At 30.7% G+C, this 18,259-nt stretch carries 14 protein-coding genes and 1 other RNA gene; 10 read left to right on the top strand and 5 right to left on the bottom strand.

All coding sequences use genetic code 11. The features are described 5' to 3' along the window. Positions 1-177: 177 nt before the first annotated feature. Entirely contained in the window at positions 178-1,536 is a 1,359-nt protein-coding gene (locus tag ABNT61_RS00290; RefSeq protein WP_348744372.1) for a hypothetical protein, read from the top strand. A gap of 114 nt (positions 1,537-1,650) precedes the next feature. Beyond that, positions 1,651-3,459 (top strand): DEAD/DEAH box helicase, encoded by a 1,809-nt coding sequence (locus ABNT61_RS00285; protein ID WP_348744371.1) that lies wholly within the window; start codon positions 1,651-1,653, stop codon positions 3,457-3,459. Positions 3,460-3,546: 87 nt separating this feature from the next. Here ABNT61_RS00285 and ABNT61_RS00280 read toward each other — a convergent pair whose 3' ends face one another. The 5 genes from ABNT61_RS00280 to ABNT61_RS00260 form a co-directional block, all read right to left on the bottom strand. After that, entirely contained in the window at positions 3,547-3,840 is a 294-nt protein-coding gene (locus tag ABNT61_RS00280) for a hypothetical protein (RefSeq protein WP_348744370.1), read from the bottom strand. Positions 3,841-4,168: 328 nt separating this feature from the next. Next, entirely contained in the window at positions 4,169-5,734 is a 1,566-nt protein-coding gene (rny, locus tag ABNT61_RS00275; RefSeq protein WP_348744369.1) for a ribonuclease Y, read from the bottom strand. Positions 5,735-5,789: 55 nt separating this feature from the next. Next, positions 5,790-5,895: non-coding RNA, 6S RNA (ssrS, locus tag ABNT61_RS00270), on the bottom strand. A gap of 53 nt (positions 5,896-5,948) precedes the next feature. After that, positions 5,949-6,239, bottom strand: a complete 291-nt coding sequence (locus tag ABNT61_RS00265) for a cell division protein ZapA (protein WP_348713970.1) — start codon at positions 6,237-6,239, stop codon at positions 5,949-5,951. A gap of 17 nt (positions 6,240-6,256) precedes the next feature. Further along, positions 6,257-6,547, bottom strand: a complete 291-nt coding sequence (locus tag ABNT61_RS00260) for a hypothetical protein (protein ID WP_348744368.1) — start codon at positions 6,545-6,547, stop codon at positions 6,257-6,259. A gap of 148 nt (positions 6,548-6,695) precedes the next feature. Between ABNT61_RS00260 and ABNT61_RS00255 the strand changes: the two genes are divergently transcribed. The 8 genes from ABNT61_RS00255 (at position 6,696) to ABNT61_RS00220 (ending at position 18,078) form a co-directional block, all read left to right on the top strand. Continuing rightward, on the top strand, positions 6,696-8,387 hold the full coding sequence (locus ABNT61_RS00255; RefSeq protein WP_348744367.1) for a M23 family metallopeptidase: 1,692 nt from the start codon (positions 6,696-6,698) through the stop codon (positions 8,385-8,387). Positions 8,388-8,450: 63 nt separating this feature from the next. Then, positions 8,451-10,844: a TonB-dependent receptor gene (locus ABNT61_RS00250; RefSeq protein WP_348744366.1), complete on the top strand. Its 2,394-nt coding sequence runs from the start codon at positions 8,451-8,453 to the stop codon at positions 10,842-10,844. Positions 10,845-10,997: 153 nt separating this feature from the next. Then, positions 10,998-12,887: a S8 family serine peptidase gene (locus tag ABNT61_RS00245; protein ID WP_348744365.1), complete on the top strand. Its 1,890-nt coding sequence runs from the start codon at positions 10,998-11,000 to the stop codon at positions 12,885-12,887. A gap of 91 nt (positions 12,888-12,978) precedes the next feature. Further along, on the top strand, positions 12,979-14,025 hold the full coding sequence (locus tag ABNT61_RS00240; protein ID WP_348744364.1) for an AraC family transcriptional regulator: 1,047 nt from the start codon (positions 12,979-12,981) through the stop codon (positions 14,023-14,025). A 77-nt stretch (positions 14,026-14,102) separates the two neighbouring features. After that, positions 14,103-14,456: a hypothetical protein gene (locus ABNT61_RS00235; protein ID WP_348726157.1), complete on the top strand. Its 354-nt coding sequence runs from the start codon at positions 14,103-14,105 to the stop codon at positions 14,454-14,456. 12 nt (positions 14,457-14,468) lie between these two features. Then, positions 14,469-14,825, top strand: a complete 357-nt coding sequence (locus ABNT61_RS00230; protein WP_348744363.1) for a hypothetical protein — start codon at positions 14,469-14,471, stop codon at positions 14,823-14,825. A gap of 27 nt (positions 14,826-14,852) precedes the next feature. After that, complete coding sequence (locus ABNT61_RS00225) at positions 14,853-15,323, top strand: YHS domain-containing (seleno)protein (RefSeq protein ID WP_348713954.1); 471 nt, start codon at positions 14,853-14,855, stop codon at positions 15,321-15,323. 160 nt (positions 15,324-15,483) lie between these two features. Further along, complete coding sequence (locus tag ABNT61_RS00220) at positions 15,484-18,078, top strand: beta-mannosidase (protein ID WP_348744362.1); 2,595 nt, start codon at positions 15,484-15,486, stop codon at positions 18,076-18,078. Positions 18,079-18,259: the final 181 nt, after the last annotated feature.

Raw genomic sequence — 18,259 nt, 5'->3', positions numbered from 1 at the left:
TTGATTTTTTAAATTCGATGCAAAAGTATAAAATCTAGGGACTTTTTCAGCATTTATGACCTATAAATTACATCGTTAAAAATCTCTTATTTTTTGGAATATTAACATCGAATTAACATCTTGATTTACTCTATATTTCTATTTTTGAGCGTTAATTTATATGCCACTTTGAATAGAATGATTAAATATATAGTTCCCCTTTTATCCGTCTTCTTACTTAGTTGTAACGAAACTAAAAAAGAGAACTTAACATATTTAGGCGGAAAAATCATCAATCCTAAGGCTGATTTTGTGACCTTACAAAATCATTATGAGGAACTTATAGACACTATTAAATTAAATCCTGATAATACATTTATTGGAAGTTTTAAGAATATTAAAGAAGGATTATACCTTTTTAGACATGGTTCTGAATTTCAATATATCTTCTTGGAGCCTCAAGATAGTTTACTTCTTCGTCTTAATACTTGGGATTTTGATGAGTCTTTAGTTTTTAGTGGTAGTAATGCAGAAAAAAATAATGCATTAATCGAAAACTTCTTAATAAACGAGAAACAGTCAAAAGATTTTTACAAATATTACCAACTTAATTCAGAAGATTTTTTAAGAACTGTAGATTCCTTAAAAGTTCTTAAGGATGATTATTTAGAAAATTTCATAACGGATTATCCAGAAACATCTGAAAATTATATTGATGTTTTAAAAGTTGCTTTATTCTATCCTCTATTTACCAAGCTAGAAACCTATTCAATCAACAATCGTTTAAAGGAAGAACCGGAAACTCTTAAAGAAGAAAGATTTGTTTCACACAGACCCGAGGTAGGAATTAATGGAGATTCGTTGATGTTCTATTCTCCATATCGTGATTATGTTTACAATAATATCTATTATGATGTATATGCAGAGAATGTAAAAGACGAAGGTGACGACTTTACAATTGCTGTTTTAGAAACTGTAGATGATAAAATAGAATCGAGAGTATTAAAAAACAGACTACTTAAAGAAACTATAATTAGGCACTTTTATACAAAAACGAGTTGTGGTTTAAACAAGCAGGCATATAATACTTTTGCAAAATTCTCAACAAACGATGCAGATAAAGAAGAAATTGCATGTTTACTATCTGATGTAAAACATATTCCTAAGAAAAAAAGAATACCTAATTTTAAGTTGTTTTCTCCTCAGGGATCAATGGAAAATATTAGGAGTGTGATTAAAGGTAATAGCACCGTAATTTATTTTAGAAATAAAGAATACTCATCTAATAAGTGGGTAGCCTCTAGAATGAACTATTTAATCAACAATAATCCTGGTGTAAAATTCATGGTTATCAATATGAATGAAGACAAAAATGAATACATCAAAGAATTAAATATCAGACATCAGTTCTATCTGAATAAAGATAGTGATGCTCACAACTTCTTAACCAGTAGATATCCGAGAATGGTTTTAATTAATAATAAAGGAGTTGTTGTTAATGGTTTTTGTGGATTATCTTCAAAAAAAATAGAGAAGCAAATCACAGACCTTCAATAATTTACGTTTAATAGAGTACTTTAGTTTTTATTCACTACTTTTGCGCCGTCCTAAAATAGATTAATATATAGAATTCGCGGATAGGGCATCTGTGAATTCGTTTAAATTCACAATATGTCAAAATTCGCAGATTTAGGTTTAAAAGAACCTATTAATAAAGCGTTGGTAGATTTAGGTTATGAAACTCCAACGGTTATTCAAGAAAAAGCTATTCCACAAATTTTATCATCAAATGAAGATTTAAAAGCTTTTGCACAAACTGGAACAGGTAAAACTGCTGCTTTCAGTTTACCAATAGTGGAATTAGCAGATGATCAAGATAATACTACACAAGCAATTATACTTTCTCCAACAAGAGAATTAGCTGTTCAAATTGGAAAAAATATTGAAGATTTTTCTAAATACTTACCAAAACTTAAAGTAGTTACTGTTTATGGTGGAGCTAATATTGAACAACAAATTAGACAATTAAAAAAAGGAGCTCAAATTGTCGTTGGTACGCCTGGTAGAACAGTTGACTTAATTCGAAGAAGAGCTTTAAAACTGGGGAATGTTAAGTGGTTAGTTTTAGATGAAGCTGATGAAATGCTTAACATGGGATTCAAAGAAGAACTCGATAAAGTATTAGAAGCAACTCCGGAAACCAAGCAAACTTTACTATTCTCGGCTACTTTCCCGAGAGAAGTTGAAGCCATCGCGAGAAATTATATGCACAATCCAGTAGAAGTTACTTCTGGACAAAAAAACCAAGGTTCTGATAATGTTACTCATCAATACTATTTAGTTAATGAAAAAACACGTTATCCAGCCTTAAAAAGGGTTGCTGATATCAATCCTAATATTTATGCCATAGTTTTCTGTAGAACGCGTAGAGAAACGCAAGAAATCGCAGATAAACTAATTCAAGATGGTTATAATGCAGATTCGTTACATGGGGATTTATCTCAAGCACAACGTGATAGCGTAATGGAGAAATTTCGCAAGAAAAATATCCAAATGTTAGTTGCAACTGATGTTGCCGCGCGTGGTTTAGATGTAGATAACTTAACTCACGTTATCAATCATAAATTACCAGATCAGATTGAAAATTACAACCACAGAAGTGGACGTACAGGAAGAGCTGGAAACAAAGGTATTTCTGTTGCATTAGTAAACAGAAAAGAAAGAAATAAGCTGAACCCTATTGAGAGAATTTTAAAGAAAAAATTCGAAGAAACTACTATTCCTACAGGAAAAGAAATTTGTGAGAAACAGTTATTCCATCTAATTGATAAAGTTGAGAAGTCTGAAGTAAATACTTCTGAAATTGACAGTTTTTTACCGAATATTTATGATCGATTAAAAGATTTTTCTCGTGAGGAATTGATTCAAAAATTTGTTTCGCTTGAATTCAACTCTTTCTTGTCTTACTACGAAAACGCACCTGATTTAAATAAAATGTCAAGTGATAGAGATAGAGATCGTGGTGATAGAAGAAGTAGAAACGGAAGAATGTCTAGTGAAGACATGACTAGATTCTTTATCAATTTAGGTAGAAAAGATCGTCTAAATCCTGCAAAATTAATGGGATTGATTAATGAACAAGGAATTAACAGTAATGTTGAAATTGGTGCTATCGATATATTAGATACATTCTCATTCTTTGAAATTGATAAAAACTTTGAATCTCAGACATTAGATGCGTTCTCAGATAATTCTCCTGAATTTAACGGCAGAAGAGTTAATATTGAGATTACAAAGACCGAAAGAAAAGGTGGCGGAAGAAGAAGAGGTGGAAGAAGAAGGAATGATGATAACGACAACAAACCTTCAAGAGGTTTTGGAAGAACTAGAAATAGTGGTAAAAAACCATTTCCAAAGAAGGATAATAATGGTAATAACGGCAACAAAAACAGAAATTCTAGGAGGTCAAGAAGAAGATAATAAGTTTGCTCACTTAACAAAAAAACCACTGTTTACACAGTGGTTTTTGTTTTATTAAATACTCTATTTATTCTATAATACTTAAAATTAGAATTTATAGCTTAAACCTACCTGGAAAAAGTCAAATTTAAATGTTACATCCGACGTTTGAAAACCTGCAGAAACATGAAGATCTGGAGACCTATTTGTAATTCCTAATGAATACATAGTAGTAATAGAAATTTCATCAGAAATATCATAAACTCCTTTAAAACCTAAACCTAACCCAAAATTTGAATCATCGTCATCATCTTCACTTAAGTAATAATCAAATACAGGATCAGTTCCGAACTTAAGCTTATCTACAATTTCGTAGTTAAAAATAACTGGAAGAATAAGCATTTCTCCGTTATCATCGTTTTTAAAAACTTGACTGAATTGTAATTCTTGATAATCGGAATATTAACCAGACAAATTAAACTGCTAATTGGCAAATATAAAACAACCTAATACTTCATAAGTACGACTTACTATTATTTACGTATATAAACAGTACATTTTGCATTTACATAATAATTATATAATTAACAATAAGACTGTATACCCAAAATGAAAAACTCATTTTGAAACATTCTTTAGGATTAACAGAATGAATTAAAATAAAAAGCACAAGTAATTTACTTGTGCTTTAAAAAATCTTAAAATTTAAGATGATATTTTAATACGAATATTATTTCGCTACATTAACTGCTCTTGTTTCTCTAATTACAGTTACTTTAACCTGACCTGGATAAGTCATATCATTCTGAATTTTCTGAGAAATATTGAACGATAATTCAGCCGCTTTCTCATCATTTACCTTAGTACTTTCAACCATAACTCTCAACTCTCTACCTGCTTGAATGGCATAAGCCTTTTGTACTCCATTAAATCCAAATGCGATATCTTCTAAATCTCTTAAACGTTGAATATAACTATCTAAAACTTGACGTCTAGCTCCTGGTCTCGCTCCTGAAATCGCATCACAAACTTGTACGATTGGTGCAATTAAACTCTTCATTTCAATTTCATCGTGGTGAGCTCCAATTGCATTACAAACGTCTTTCTTCTCTCCGTATTTTTCTGCCCATTGCATTCCTAATAAAGCGTGAGGTAATTCACTTTCTGTTTCTGGAACTTTTCCAATATCATGTAATAACCCAGCTCTTTTTGCTGCTTTTGCATTTAAGCCCATTTCTGCGGCCATTAAACCACATAAGTTAGCAACTTCTCTAGAGTGCTGTAATAAGTTTTGTCCGTATGAAGAACGATACTTCATTCGTCCAACTGTTTTAATTAATTCAGGATGTAAACCATGAATTCCTAATTCAATAACAGTACGCTTACCAACTTCAATAATCTCTTGATTTATTTGCTTTTCAGTTTTACGAACTATCTCCTCAATTCTTGCAGGGTGAATTCTTCCGTCTGTAACTAATTTATGCATCGATAATCGAGCTATTTCACGACGAACAGGATCAAAACAAGAAAGTATAATTGCCTCTGGAGTATCATCTACAATAATTTCAACACCAGTTGCAGCTTCTAAAGCTCTAATATTACGACCTTCTCTACCAATAATTCTACCTTTTACATCATCAGATTCTAAATTAAAAACAGAAACACAGTTTTCTATAGCTTGCTCTACTCCTACTCTTTGAATTGTATTTAAAACAACCTTACGAGCCTCTTGTTGAGCAGTTAGCTTAGCTTCTTCCATAGTTTCTTGGATGAAACTCATAGCATCTGTTTTTGCCTCCTCTTTTAAAGATGCAACTAATTCTGTTTTTGCTTCATCAGCAGAGAAACCAGAGATTTGCTCAAGCATATCTACATGACGCTTGTGTAATTTTTCAACGTCTGATTCTCTTTTTTCTAAAAAGTCTAGTTTGTAATCTAAGTCTGAAGTTTTTTTCTCTAAAGACTGACTTAGTTTTTTGTTTTTGTCTAATTCTGAAGAAACTCTAGATTCTTTATCTCGAATCCTCTTTTCTACATCAGACATTTTCTTCTCGCGAGATAAAATTACTTTTTCATGCTCAGCTTTAAGTTCAATAAACTTTTCTTTCGCCTGTAATATTTTATCTTTCTTAATTGCCTCAGCTTCTAACTTCGCTTCTTTTAATATATTTTTAGCTTCCTTATCTGTTTCTTTAAGTAGCTTATTAGCTTTAGTTTTCTCCAGCATTTTTGCAATAATAAAACCTACTGCAATTCCTATTACACCTACCAATATTGGTAATACTAATCCTTCCATAATTGAATATATATATTCTTAAAAATAAAAAAAGCCCATATTAGTAGTGTTTTATAAACTCCTGAAAAACAGGTTTAGAACTAACTGGCTGATCAAGGATCCGAACTAACGGCTTGCTTTACTAACCAAGACTCATTCTTTTTAATTGAATAGTGTTGAGTTTATTAAACTTTATTACTAATATAGGCAGTATGTTAACTGTTATATAATGAACTTATTTTAAATGATCATCTAACATATGTGTCAGCTCATTTACTTTATTTAACACTTCTGTAGCTTCTTTAGATGTTTGCAAAGAATTAATTTCTAGTTTAGATGCAAATTGTAATGCACACATTGCTAAAACATCTTGTTTATCAGCCACCGCATAATTTTGTTCAAAATTTAAAATCAAGTTGTTAATAAGTTTAGCCGCTTTTCTCATTCCTTCTTCTTCTAGTTCACTATTGACTATCAAAGGGTATGTTCTTCCAGCTATGACTACATTAACTTTTAATTTTTCCATTTTTTAAAAGAACTTTCTTACGCATTCAAGAGGGTAATACATTTATCTATCTCTCGAATTAAAGCATTTATTTTGAGTTTTGTATTTCTCGAATCTTTATTACTGCCTTCAATGGTTTTAGCAACTTTTAAAACTTCAAACTTTTTCTCTTGAGCTTCTAATTGCTGTTCTTTTTCATTTAATAAATACTGTAATTCTCCGTTTTGTTGAAGCAGTACTTCGTTTTCTTTTTTTAGAAACTCGTATCTAGTTAATACATCTTTTAACTTAAGTTCCAGTAAATGAATTGCTTCTAAAGTATTACTCATTTATTATTGAGATAAAACCATTTCCCACAAAATTAACAATCTCTTTTAACAATCGCAACTCTTAAGGCTTTTTTTCTTAATCTACTGGTTGTCAAATCAATATAAATATGGCATAATTTTAGTAATTTCGTTATTAAATTGTATCGCTTTGAAGTATTATTTCTCTCTTTTTTTATTCTTCATATTTGGAGTTTCTGTAGCTCAGAAGAAATACCCGAAAAACTATTTTTCTGCTCCAATGGATATTCCTGTTGTAGTTGCTGGAACGTTTGGTGAATTAAGAAGTAATCACTTTCATTCTGGTATAGACTTAAAAACTCAAAAAAGAGAGGGAATTCCTATTAAGGCCACTGCTGACGGATTTGTTTCTAGAATAAAAATAAGGCAATATGGTTATGGAAAAGCACTATACATTGATCATCCAAATGGTTATACCACAGTATATGCACATTTACAGAAATTCTCTCCTAAAATTCAAGCTTACGTAAAAAGTATTCAGTACAAAAAAGAAAAAAACAATATTGGTAATTTGTTTCCAAAACCAGAACAATTCAAGGTTAAAAAAGGTGAAATAATTGCTTATTCTGGTAATACAGGAAGTTCTTCTGGTCCACATTTGCATTACGAAATACGTGATACAAAAACAGAAAATATTATTAATCCAATGGTTTTTGGTTTACGAGCGAAAGACACTAAAAAACCAATCATAAAAGGATTGAAAGTTTTCTCTTTGGATAATAGTTCTCGAATAAATAATTCCAACAATAATTTGATCGTTCCAATCAAGGAATTAGAAAATGGAAATTTTGTAGCCAATCGAATTACAGCTAACGGAAATATTGGCCTCGGTATTTATGTTTATGATCACCAAGACGCTGCTATGAATAAAAACGGAATTTATAGTTTAGAGATGAACGTAAATGGAAAGCGAGTGTACTATCATGATGTTGAATCGTTTTCTTTTTCTGAAAGCAAATACATTAATCTTTTAATCGACTATGAACATTACAGTAAGTATAAAAAACGTTATCAGAAAACCCATAAAGTTGACCAAAACAAGCTAAGTCTGTACGAGGATTTAATTAATAATGGAAAGATTTTGATTAATTCTTATCAGAATTATAATGTTGAAATTATAGCCAAAGATTTTGATGGAAATGCAACTGCTGTTAGAATTCCAATTAAAGGAGTACCAGCAAACAGTATGTTTTCAAAAAAAGATACTACCAACTATAAAATTGTAGCAACCAATTTTCAAAAATTTGAAAAGGATAGTATTACTATTGCTTTTCCTAAAAATAGCTTTTATCACAATTGTTTTTTAGATTTTTCAGTAGAAGATGGAGTTGCTAAAGTTCATGAACCTACAATTCCTTTAGATAAAAAGTTTACGCTAACATTTAATACAAGTCATCTTTCAGACAAGGAAAAGAAACATGTATACATTGCAAATGTTACTAAAAAGAAATATCCAAGATATGTAACTACAAAAAGAAGAGAAAATAAGGTATTTACTAATCAGAAAACATTAGGAAGTTACACATTACTTTTTGATGAAACATCACCTGAATTATCTTTAGTTAATTTTGAAGAAGGAAGATGGTTAACCAAAAACAAAACTTTAAAAGTTAAAATTTCAGATAAAGAATCTGGGATTAACGAATACCGTGCTACAATTGATGGTAATTGGGTTCTAATGGAATACAATCACAAAAAGGGAATTTTAACCTACGATTTTTCTGATAAAAAATTGGTTGGTAGCAAACATATCTTTAAACTTGTAGTTTCTGATAATGTTGGAAATACTGAAACTATTTCTACTACGTTTTATCGTAAATAATAAATCATTTTGAAAAAACTCTTACTTCTTGTATTATTCCCTTCGTTGCTTTTTGCTCAAAAAATGTCAACAGTTCAAGGAAAAATAGTAAATAAATTTAACGACCCTATTGAAGGTGTAGCTATTAGTTATTTAGATAAAGGAACAACTACTGATAAAGACGGAAATTATTCTTTTCAAATTCCGATTAGAAAAACAGTAAAAGTTACCTTTTCTCATGTTTCGTATAAAACAATTTTAAAAAAGTTTACTACTCGAGGTGCTAGAACAATCAACTTCTCTCCTACGCTAACTATTAAAACAGAGGAATTAGAAGAAGTAATTGTTAAAAACAGAAAAAAAGAAGCTCAAGGAATAACGAAAATAGATACAAAAAAGGTTGAAACTGTAGTTGGACCAAATGCAGGAGTTGAAGCTGTTTTAATGACACTTCCTGGTGTGAGTAACAACAATGAACTAAGTACACAATATAACGTAAGAGGTGGTAATTTCGATGAAAACCTTGTTTATGTAAATGGAATTGAAGTTTATCGTCCGTTTTTAATTCGTTCAGGTCAGCAAGAAGGATTAAGTTTTATTAATTCTCACATGATTCAAAACATTGATTTCTCTGCTGGTGGTTTTCAAGCTAAATATGGAGATAAATTATCATCTGTTTTAGATATTACCTATAGAAAACCAACGGAAAGCAGTACTCAAGTGGATTTGAGTTTTCTGGGAGCAAGTGTTACAACGGAAGGATTATTATTTAACGACAAATTAAGTGCAATACTAGGTGTAAGATATAGAGACAATAGCTTATTTGTAAATGACAAGCAAACTGAAGTCAACTTTAGACCAAGTTTTACTGATATTCAAACATTTTTATCTTATGAGCTTTCTTCTAAGGTTAGTTTAAATTTCTTAGGAAACTTCTCTCTTAACAACTACGATTATAAACCATTATCTCGAAGAACACGTTTTGGAACTATAGCTAATCCATTAGAACTTATTGTGTTCTATCAAGGTCAGGAAGTAGATCGTTTCCAAACATTCTTTGGAGCTTTCTCTATGGATTATAAAGTGAATGAAAATCTAGAATTAACTGGAATAGTTTCTTCATTTAATACTCAAGAGGAAGAATATTTTGATATCGCTGCTCAATACAATTTGGGTCAAGTAAACACTAATCTAGGCTCTGAAAATTTTGGTGAAGTTGAATTTGCTCAAGGGATTGGTTCTCAATTGAATCATGCTAGAAATGATTTAGACGCTTTGATCGTTAATGCGCAAGTAAGAGCAACTTTAAAAGATGGAAATAATGAATGGAGAGCTGGTGCTAAATATCAAAGAGAAAATATTAAAGATAGAATCCGTGAATGGGAAATTATAGATAGTGTTGGTTTTTCAGTAAGACCTCCACATCATAATATCGGAAATAATCAACCATACACACCTTTTACGGGACCAATTGAACCATTTCAAAATGTTCGTGCTCAAAATACCGTTGATATTGATCGCTTTTCTGGATTTTTACAATTCAGTAGAAAAACTACTTGGGGAGATCATGATGTTTGGTTTAACGCCGGTGTCCGAGGACAATATTGGAATGTAAATCCTGTCGGAGGAACATCTAAAAGTCATATGATATTTAGTCCGAGAGCACAGTTCGCAATAAAACCAGATTGGAATAGCGATATGCTATTTAGATTATCAGGAGGATATTATTCTCAACCTCCTTTTTACAGGGAATTAAGAGGTTTTGATGGTCAAATTTCAGCTGATGTTAAAGCTCAAAAATCTATTCATGCTGTTTTAGGGAATGATTATAGTTTCACGATGTGGAATAGACCTTTTAAACTAACAACCGAACTTTACTATAAAGATCTAAGTGATGTTAATGCTTACTCTATAGATAATGTTAGAATTCGATATAGAGCAGATAATGTTACAGATGCTTACGCATATGGATTAGACGTGAGATTAAACGGAGAATTTGTTCCTGGTAGCGATAGCTGGATAAGTTTTGGTTATTTAAAAACAGAAGAAAATATTGATAACAGAGGTTACATTGCTAGACCAACAGATCAAAGAATTAAACTTGGACTCCTTTTCCAAGATTACGTACCTAATCTTCCTGATTTAAAAGCATATTTGAATTTAGTATATAACACGGGAGTTCCTGGTGGAGCACCTGCTTATGCTGATGTTTACGAATTTCAAAATCGTTTAGGAGATTATCGACGAGCAGATGTTGGTGTTTCTTATATATTTATTGACAACAATAAAACTACCTCAAATAAGTTTCTAAATAACTTTGAAGAATTATCTGCAGGATTGGAGCTATTTAACATCTTCGATATCAGAAATTCAATTACCAATACTTGGGTAAGAGATGTTTATAGCAAACAACAATTTGCTATTCCAAACTTTATGACAGGAAGAGTTTTAAACTTTAAATTAAGAATGAAGTTTTAATAATCCCATTTAATTTTTATAAAAAAGATTATTAAATTCGTATCAGAATAAATAGAATAATTTTAAAATTCATAAATGCTATGGTATGAATTTTGTCAGATCTATTCTATATTATTGAAAAAGTATTAACTAAATTTAAATCTAAAATAAGCTATGAAAAAAGTATTACTTACTTTACCATTGCTATTGGTATCAATCCATTTTTTTGGTCAAAATGGACAAGATAAAGCTTACATTGTAAAGCAAACGAATGTTCAAAAACTAAAAGAGTTTTCCCAAAAAAGTAGTAAAAACTACAACACAAATCTGCAAGTATTCCAATCGAGCAATCAACCCAAAAGATTCAACTTAAAAAATAACAAGGTTGCCATTCTTTCCAATTTTGATTCTAAGGGAAATCCTATTTATTATATAGAAGATAATGATGCTGCAGCTATTTCGGCAAGAGTTAATAAAATTTGGCAAGGAGGTTCTTCTGGATTAAACTTAGATGGATCAGGAGTAACTATAGGTCACTGGGAAGCTGGTGGGCTTCCTCTATTAAATCATCAAGAATATATTAACCGAGTAGATATAATTGATCCTTTTAGTGCATCAAGTCATGCTACTCACACTACTGGTACTATGATTGCTACTGGTATAAACTCAGAAGCAAGAGGAATGGCATCTGCGGCAACAATGAAAGCATATTTGGCAGATAATGATGAGGCGGAAATTGCAGATTTTGCTGCTGCAGGAGGTATTTTATCAAATCATTCTTATTCACAAAGGTTACCAACTTTCAATACTCAACAATTTTATGGAGCCTATAATACTGATGCCCGAAATTGGGATATTATTACTTATAATGCTCCTTATTTAACAATGTGTAAATCCGCAGGGAATACAAGAAATGACGGAATTAATATTTTTGATAATGGATATGATTTAGTTAGAGCTGCAGCGACAGCTAAAAACGTAATCGTAGTTGGTGCTGTTGAAGATATTTCATCTTATACTGGACCTGAGTCAGTTGTTCAATCAGCGTTTAGTAGTTGGGGACCAACAGATGACTGGAGAATAAAACCTGATTTGGTTACAAATGGTGTAACCTTATTTTCATCTGATAATGCTGGTACAACAGAATATTCAACCAAAAGCGGAACATCTATGTCAACTCCAACGGTTACTGGTAGTATCGCACTGCTTCAACAACATTACCGCAATAAAACAAGCTTTTTCATGAGATCGGCAACAGTCAGAGCTCTTCTACTTGGAACAACAGATGAAGCTGGTGTAAATGATGGCCCTGATTTTCAAAATGGTTGGGGAATTTTAAATGCTGAGCGTGCCGCAAATGTAATTTCTGAACTAAATAAGACTACTAAAATTCAAGAGTTATCTCTTTCACAAGGTGAAATATATAAAACTGAATTTGACATTGAAGAAGGTTCAAATCTAATTGTAAGTATTGCATGGACAGATCCAGCAGCGAGTGATATTATTTTCAGTGAAGATAATCAAGAAACTAAATTGATTAATGATTTGGATGTAATTGTTTATGATAAGAATGGGAATGAATTTAAACCATGGGTTTTAACTCCTAACGCAACATCAAATAATTTTGACGACGCGGCAACAAAAGGAGATAACTTTAGAGATAATATTGAAAGAATTGATACTAAAAACTTACCTGCAGGAACATATACTTTAGAAGTTACTCATAAAGGAACTCTACTTAATCCTCAGGATTTTTCTTTAGTAATTCAAGGAATAAGTGATAAAACATTGAGTATTGGAGATAATATTGCAGATAAAAATAATGTGAGTATTTATCCAAACCCTTCTACTGATAGAAATTTCAATGTTAAAATTTCCAATAGTTCCAACGGTCAAGAATACAAAGTGCAAGTTTACGATTTACTTGGTAAGCAGATTAAAAACGAGAAATATCAAACTAGTGATTTTCAAGTTCAACTACCGAACGTGACCAGTGGGATCTATATTGTAAAAATTCAATCCGGGAATTACAATTATCAAACAAAAGTTTATATCACAAAATAAATTCAAGAAGCTCGATGTAATATCATCGAGCTTTTTTATTGAAAAACATTACCTTTAAATCCAATAAAATGTACAATCATTAAAAAGGTTAATGGTATCTAAGTTTACTCCTGAAGTTAATAAAATCTATTTTTTAGAAACTCATTCTTTATTTCATATCCTAAAAGGAAAAGGAACAATTGAAGTAGATTTTAAAAACTATTTAAATTGGGATGATAAATTGATTTTTTTAGAAAAAGGTCAGTACATAAAGTTCTCTTCTGAATCTTTTGTAGTAAGACGAATTGATTTTGATAATCAAGTTTTATTTAAAAGTCGAGATGTTCGAATATTATTTAAGCACTTAGTTTCTCTCGGTTACATTGATTATTTAGATTGTAAAGATTGCCAAAAATACTTATCCAATACTATTTTCTCTTCTCAAAAAGATATTATTGATATTTCAGTAAACCAATGGTATTGGCAAAATCCTTTTAAAGCTGATAAGAAAGAATATCAAATAATTTTTGATATCAAAGAAGTGATCGATCAAGAATTTAAAAATCACCTTTCTGTAGAAGAGCTCATTAAGAAAATCAGTAAAAACAATAAGAATATAAATTATCTTCTTAAAAACAAGATTGGTTTAACCATAAAAAAACTTGAAGTCAATAAACGATTAATAGAAGATCAAAAACTTATAGCCTTTACTGATAATCCAATCAAACAGATAGCTTACGAACAAGGGTATAAAGACGTAGCTTATTTTAATAAAAACTTTAAGAAAAACACAGGAATTACTCCAAGCGAATTTAGAGATCAAATTGGTTTTCAATTAGATGATCAATTTGAAAATGATTTGTTTCAAATGATTCATGATTATCATACCTCTCAAAAATCCCTTTCTTTTTATGCAGATAAACTACATATCACTGAAAAGACCTTAAATAAAAAAGTACGTCAAAAATTAAATACCTCAGTTGGTCAACTTATAAGACAAGAAATCATAAGAACTTCAAAAGAATTATTACTAAACGGTGAGAAAATTAAAAACATTGCTTTTTATTTAGGCTTTGAAGAAGCCAATCACTTTTCTACTTTCTTCAAGCATTACACACAATTAACTCCCACTCAATTTTTAAAAAAGTACAATAGTTAACGTCTTTTTTGTACCTCTTTCCTTTTACTCTCTTCTGATCTTTGTATCAACATAATAACTTAATAAAAGTATATAAAATGAATATTAAAGATCAAGTAAAAAACATGGACGCAATGGTATCTCAAGGAGATATCGTAAATGCAGTAAAAAAGTATTTTGCAACTAACGCAAACACTTCCGATTATGAAAATTCTACTACCAATTCAAAAACAGAAATGGTTGCAAAAATGGAAGGATTTCTAGGAGCAATATCAAATGTAAATGGAATTAAACATCACAAAACTATAGTTGATGGAACTAATTCTGCTTCAGAATTCACTTTTGATTTTGATATGAAAGATGGTTCTAAAATTTATTGGCACGAAATCATTCAAAGAGAATGGAATGATCAAGGTCAAGTTATTAAAGAAGAATATTTCAACGCAAACTAAATCCGATTACTTATGAAATTTGTTACTAAAAGAATTCATGCTTTTTTAGATTATCCTGTGGCAATTGCCTTGATAGCATTACCCTTTCTGTTAGAATTAGGAAAAATCAACTCGTTAGCTCTTTGGATTTCAGTTATAACTGGTATTGCCGCTTTCGTTCTAACATTATTAACTGATCATCATTTAGGTGTTCTAAGAGTTTTGTCTTATAAATTACACTTAACTGTAGACTTTATTGTCGGATTACTATTCGTTATAGTTCCATTTTTATTCTCTTTCCAAGGAATTGACGCTTATTATTATTGGATAAACGGAATAACTGTTCTTTTAGTAGTAAGTGCACATAAACCACAATCAAGTATTTCTTAAAAATTAAATTAATAATATATACATATCATGAAAATTTTCAAATTAACATTAATAGCCTGTTTGTTTTTAACTTCATTATCTACTTACGGTCAAGATAAAAAAGCAAATAATATCGACAACAGCAATATTGCACTTCAAGGATATAGTCCGGTATCATACCTAGATTTAAATCTTGCACAAAGAGGTAGTAAAAATTACAAGTCAACTTACGAAGGAGTTACGTACTACTTTACATCAGAAGCACAAAAAAACACTTTTGATGGTAATCCGAAAAAATATTTACCTCAATATGGTGGATACTGCGCTTTCGGAACTTATGCAGGAGCAAAGTTTAGAGTTGACCCCAATAAATTCCTAGTAATTAGCAATAAATATTACCTCTTCTTAAATAATGTTGAATTAGATGCAAAACAATTATGGTTGAAGGAAAAAAATGACGAAAAACTAATTTCCAAAGCAAATAATAATTGGAAAAAACTGAGGAAGACATATAACTAATATGTACAACAAATACTATGAAAACCTTATTCTATCTAGAATAAGGTTTTTTTCGGTTATTATCAAAGTAATTTTATGTTCAATTTATGTTAGAATAGTAAAAAATTGCAAACTCATATTTTGTTATCTTGACTTCTCCAAAACAACAAACAACCAAATAATGAAGTCATTCAATAACTTCCTCCTATTCTTCATTGTCTTTTCTATTATAGGATGTAAAAAATCAATAGTAAATGAAATGGAAATCAATTCAAACTGGACATTCAAAAAAGAAAAAGACACAGTATGGAGAGCTGCCGAAGTTCCAGGAACTGTTCATACAGATTTACTGAGTAATAATGTTATAGAAAATCCATTTTATAGATTAAATGAACATGATGTACAGTGGGTAGATAAGTCGAACTGGATTTACCAATCAACCTTTACCATCACCAAAGATTTACTTACTAAAGAACAAATTGAGATGGAATTCGAAGGAATAGACACCTACGGAAAAATCTATTTGAATAATAAAGAAATCCTAACAACAGACAATATGTTCCGTCGATATAAAGTTGACGCAAAATCAATTTTAAAAGAAGGGGATAATACTTTAAAAGTTGTTCTAGAATCGCCAATTACAAAAGGAATTGAAAAATATGATGCTATTGATTATCAAATTGAAGTTTCCGATAATGATTTAGCTGAAATTGGTAAAGTTGAAGGCAAGAAAAAAGTAAGTGTATTTTCAAGAAAAGCTGGTTATCATTTTGGTTGGGATTGGGGACCAAGATTAGTAACTTCCGGAATATGGAGACCTGTTGTTTTGAGAAGTTGGGATAACTTCAAAATTGATGATGTTTTCATAAGACAACAAATTGCTAAAGACTCTGCTTCTCTTTCAGCATCAGTAGAAATTAATAGTCATAAAGAAATTGAAAAAAGTATCATTGAAATCTCCGTAAACGATAGTATTGTAACATCTAAAGAGTTCAATTTAAAGCCTGGTCAAAACAAATTTACAATTCCGTTTAGCATTCGAAACCCTAAACTATGGTGGCCTAACGGTATGGGTAAACAATATTTATATAACATAGAAGTTAAAGCTCGACACAAAAATCATTCTGATTCTAAAGTAAATCGAGTTGGATTAAGAACAATAGAACTGAAAAGAGAAAAAGACTCTATTGGTTCTTCCTTTTATTTTACTGTCAATGGAATTCCTACTTTTATGAAAGGAGCAAATTATATTCCTCAAGACATCTTTTTACCGAGAGTAAAATCATCTAATTATCAGAATATTTTAAATTCTGCTAAAGATGCTAACATGAATATGATTAGAGTTTGGGGAGGTGGAGTTTATGAAAACAAAGAATTTTATGATTTATGTGATGAAATGGGATTATTAGTTTGGCAAGATTTTATGTTTGCCTGTGCTATGTATCCTGGAGACGATGCATATTTAGAAAGTGTAAAACAAGAGGCAATTGATAACGTAAAACGATTAAGAAATCATACTTCTATTGCTTTATGGTGTGGAAATAATGAAGTATTATCTGCCTGGGAACGCTGGGGCTGGAAACAGAAAGTTACCAAAGAACAATCTGAAAAAGCCGCAAATACAACATGGAAATCATATACCGATATTTTCCATAAAGTATTACCTGAGGTTGTTGAACAATATGATTCTGACAGAAAATATTGGGCTTCATCTCCTAGTAGTGAACTTGGAGTACCAGAATCTCATACTGATGGTGATGCTCATTACTGGGGAGTTTGGTGGGGAAAGGAACCATTCTCTAATTACAATGTAAAAATTCCACGTTTCATGTCTGAATTTGGATTCCAATCTTTTCCTGAATTAGCCACTGTAAATAAATATACAATTCCAGAAGATCATGATATTTTCTCTGAAGTAATGAAATCTCACCAACGTTCAAGTATTGGAAATGGTACTATAAAAGAATACATGCTTCGTCATTACAAACAACCTAAAGATTTTGAAAGCTTTTTGTATGTAAGTCATTTATTACAAGCCTATGGAATTACAACAGGAATTGAAGCTCATCGTAAAAACAGATATCGTTGCATGGGATCTTTGTATTGGCAAATTAACGATTGTTGGCCAGTTGCCTCTTGGTCGAGCATTGATTATTACGGAAAATGGAAAGCGCTACATTACGGAGTAAAAAAAGCGTTTGAAAAAACCATTATCAGTTTTGATGATAAGAAAGGCTCTGACTCCGTTGCCATATATATTGCTACGGATGATCTAAAAAACTTCTCTGGACAATTAAAAGTGAAACTTCTGAATTTTGATGGAACAGAACTTAACACTTGGAATAAAGACATAGAAGTTACAGCAAACTCATCTGCCAGTTATTTACTCATTTCAAAAGAAGATTTAAAGAAATACTCAAACGGATTCGAAGATGTTTTCTTGAGTGCATCGTTTTCAACAAATAAAGAAACCAATTGTTCTAATGAACATTTCTTAAAACATTTTAAAGAGTTAGAACTACCTAACCCTGAATTAAGTTACGATATAAGTGAAAATGAAACCGAATATATTGTTTCTCTTCAAACGAAAAAACTAGCTATTGGTGTATTTGCTTCGGGTAATTTTGACGAAAATTTCTCAGATAATTATTTCAATATGTTACCTAACTCGGAAAAAACAATTCGTGTGAAGAAAGGAAATATATCATCAATAGAAGCGTTTAAAAAGGAGCTAAAAGTTGTAAGCTTAGTAGATAGTTATAATACAGAACTATAAGTTTTAAAAAATAGTTTTATTCAAGTTTCGAGTTATATCGATTCTGCAGGGAGTGATGATTGAAGCATCACTCCTTTTCTTTTACTTAAAGTGTTTAAAAAATCATTCTTATTATATACTTTAGACTTTGAGTTCCACAAACCAACTCAACTATTAGAAACATTAAGATGATCACTTCAAA

The sequence above is a fragment of the Tenacibaculum sp. 190524A05c genome, from assembly GCF_964036595.1.
GTDB lineage: Bacteria > Bacteroidota > Bacteroidia > Flavobacteriales > Flavobacteriaceae > Polaribacter > Polaribacter platacis.
The sequence above is the reverse complement of the archived record's forward strand: the minus strand, read 5'-3'. Positions and strand labels throughout refer to the sequence as shown.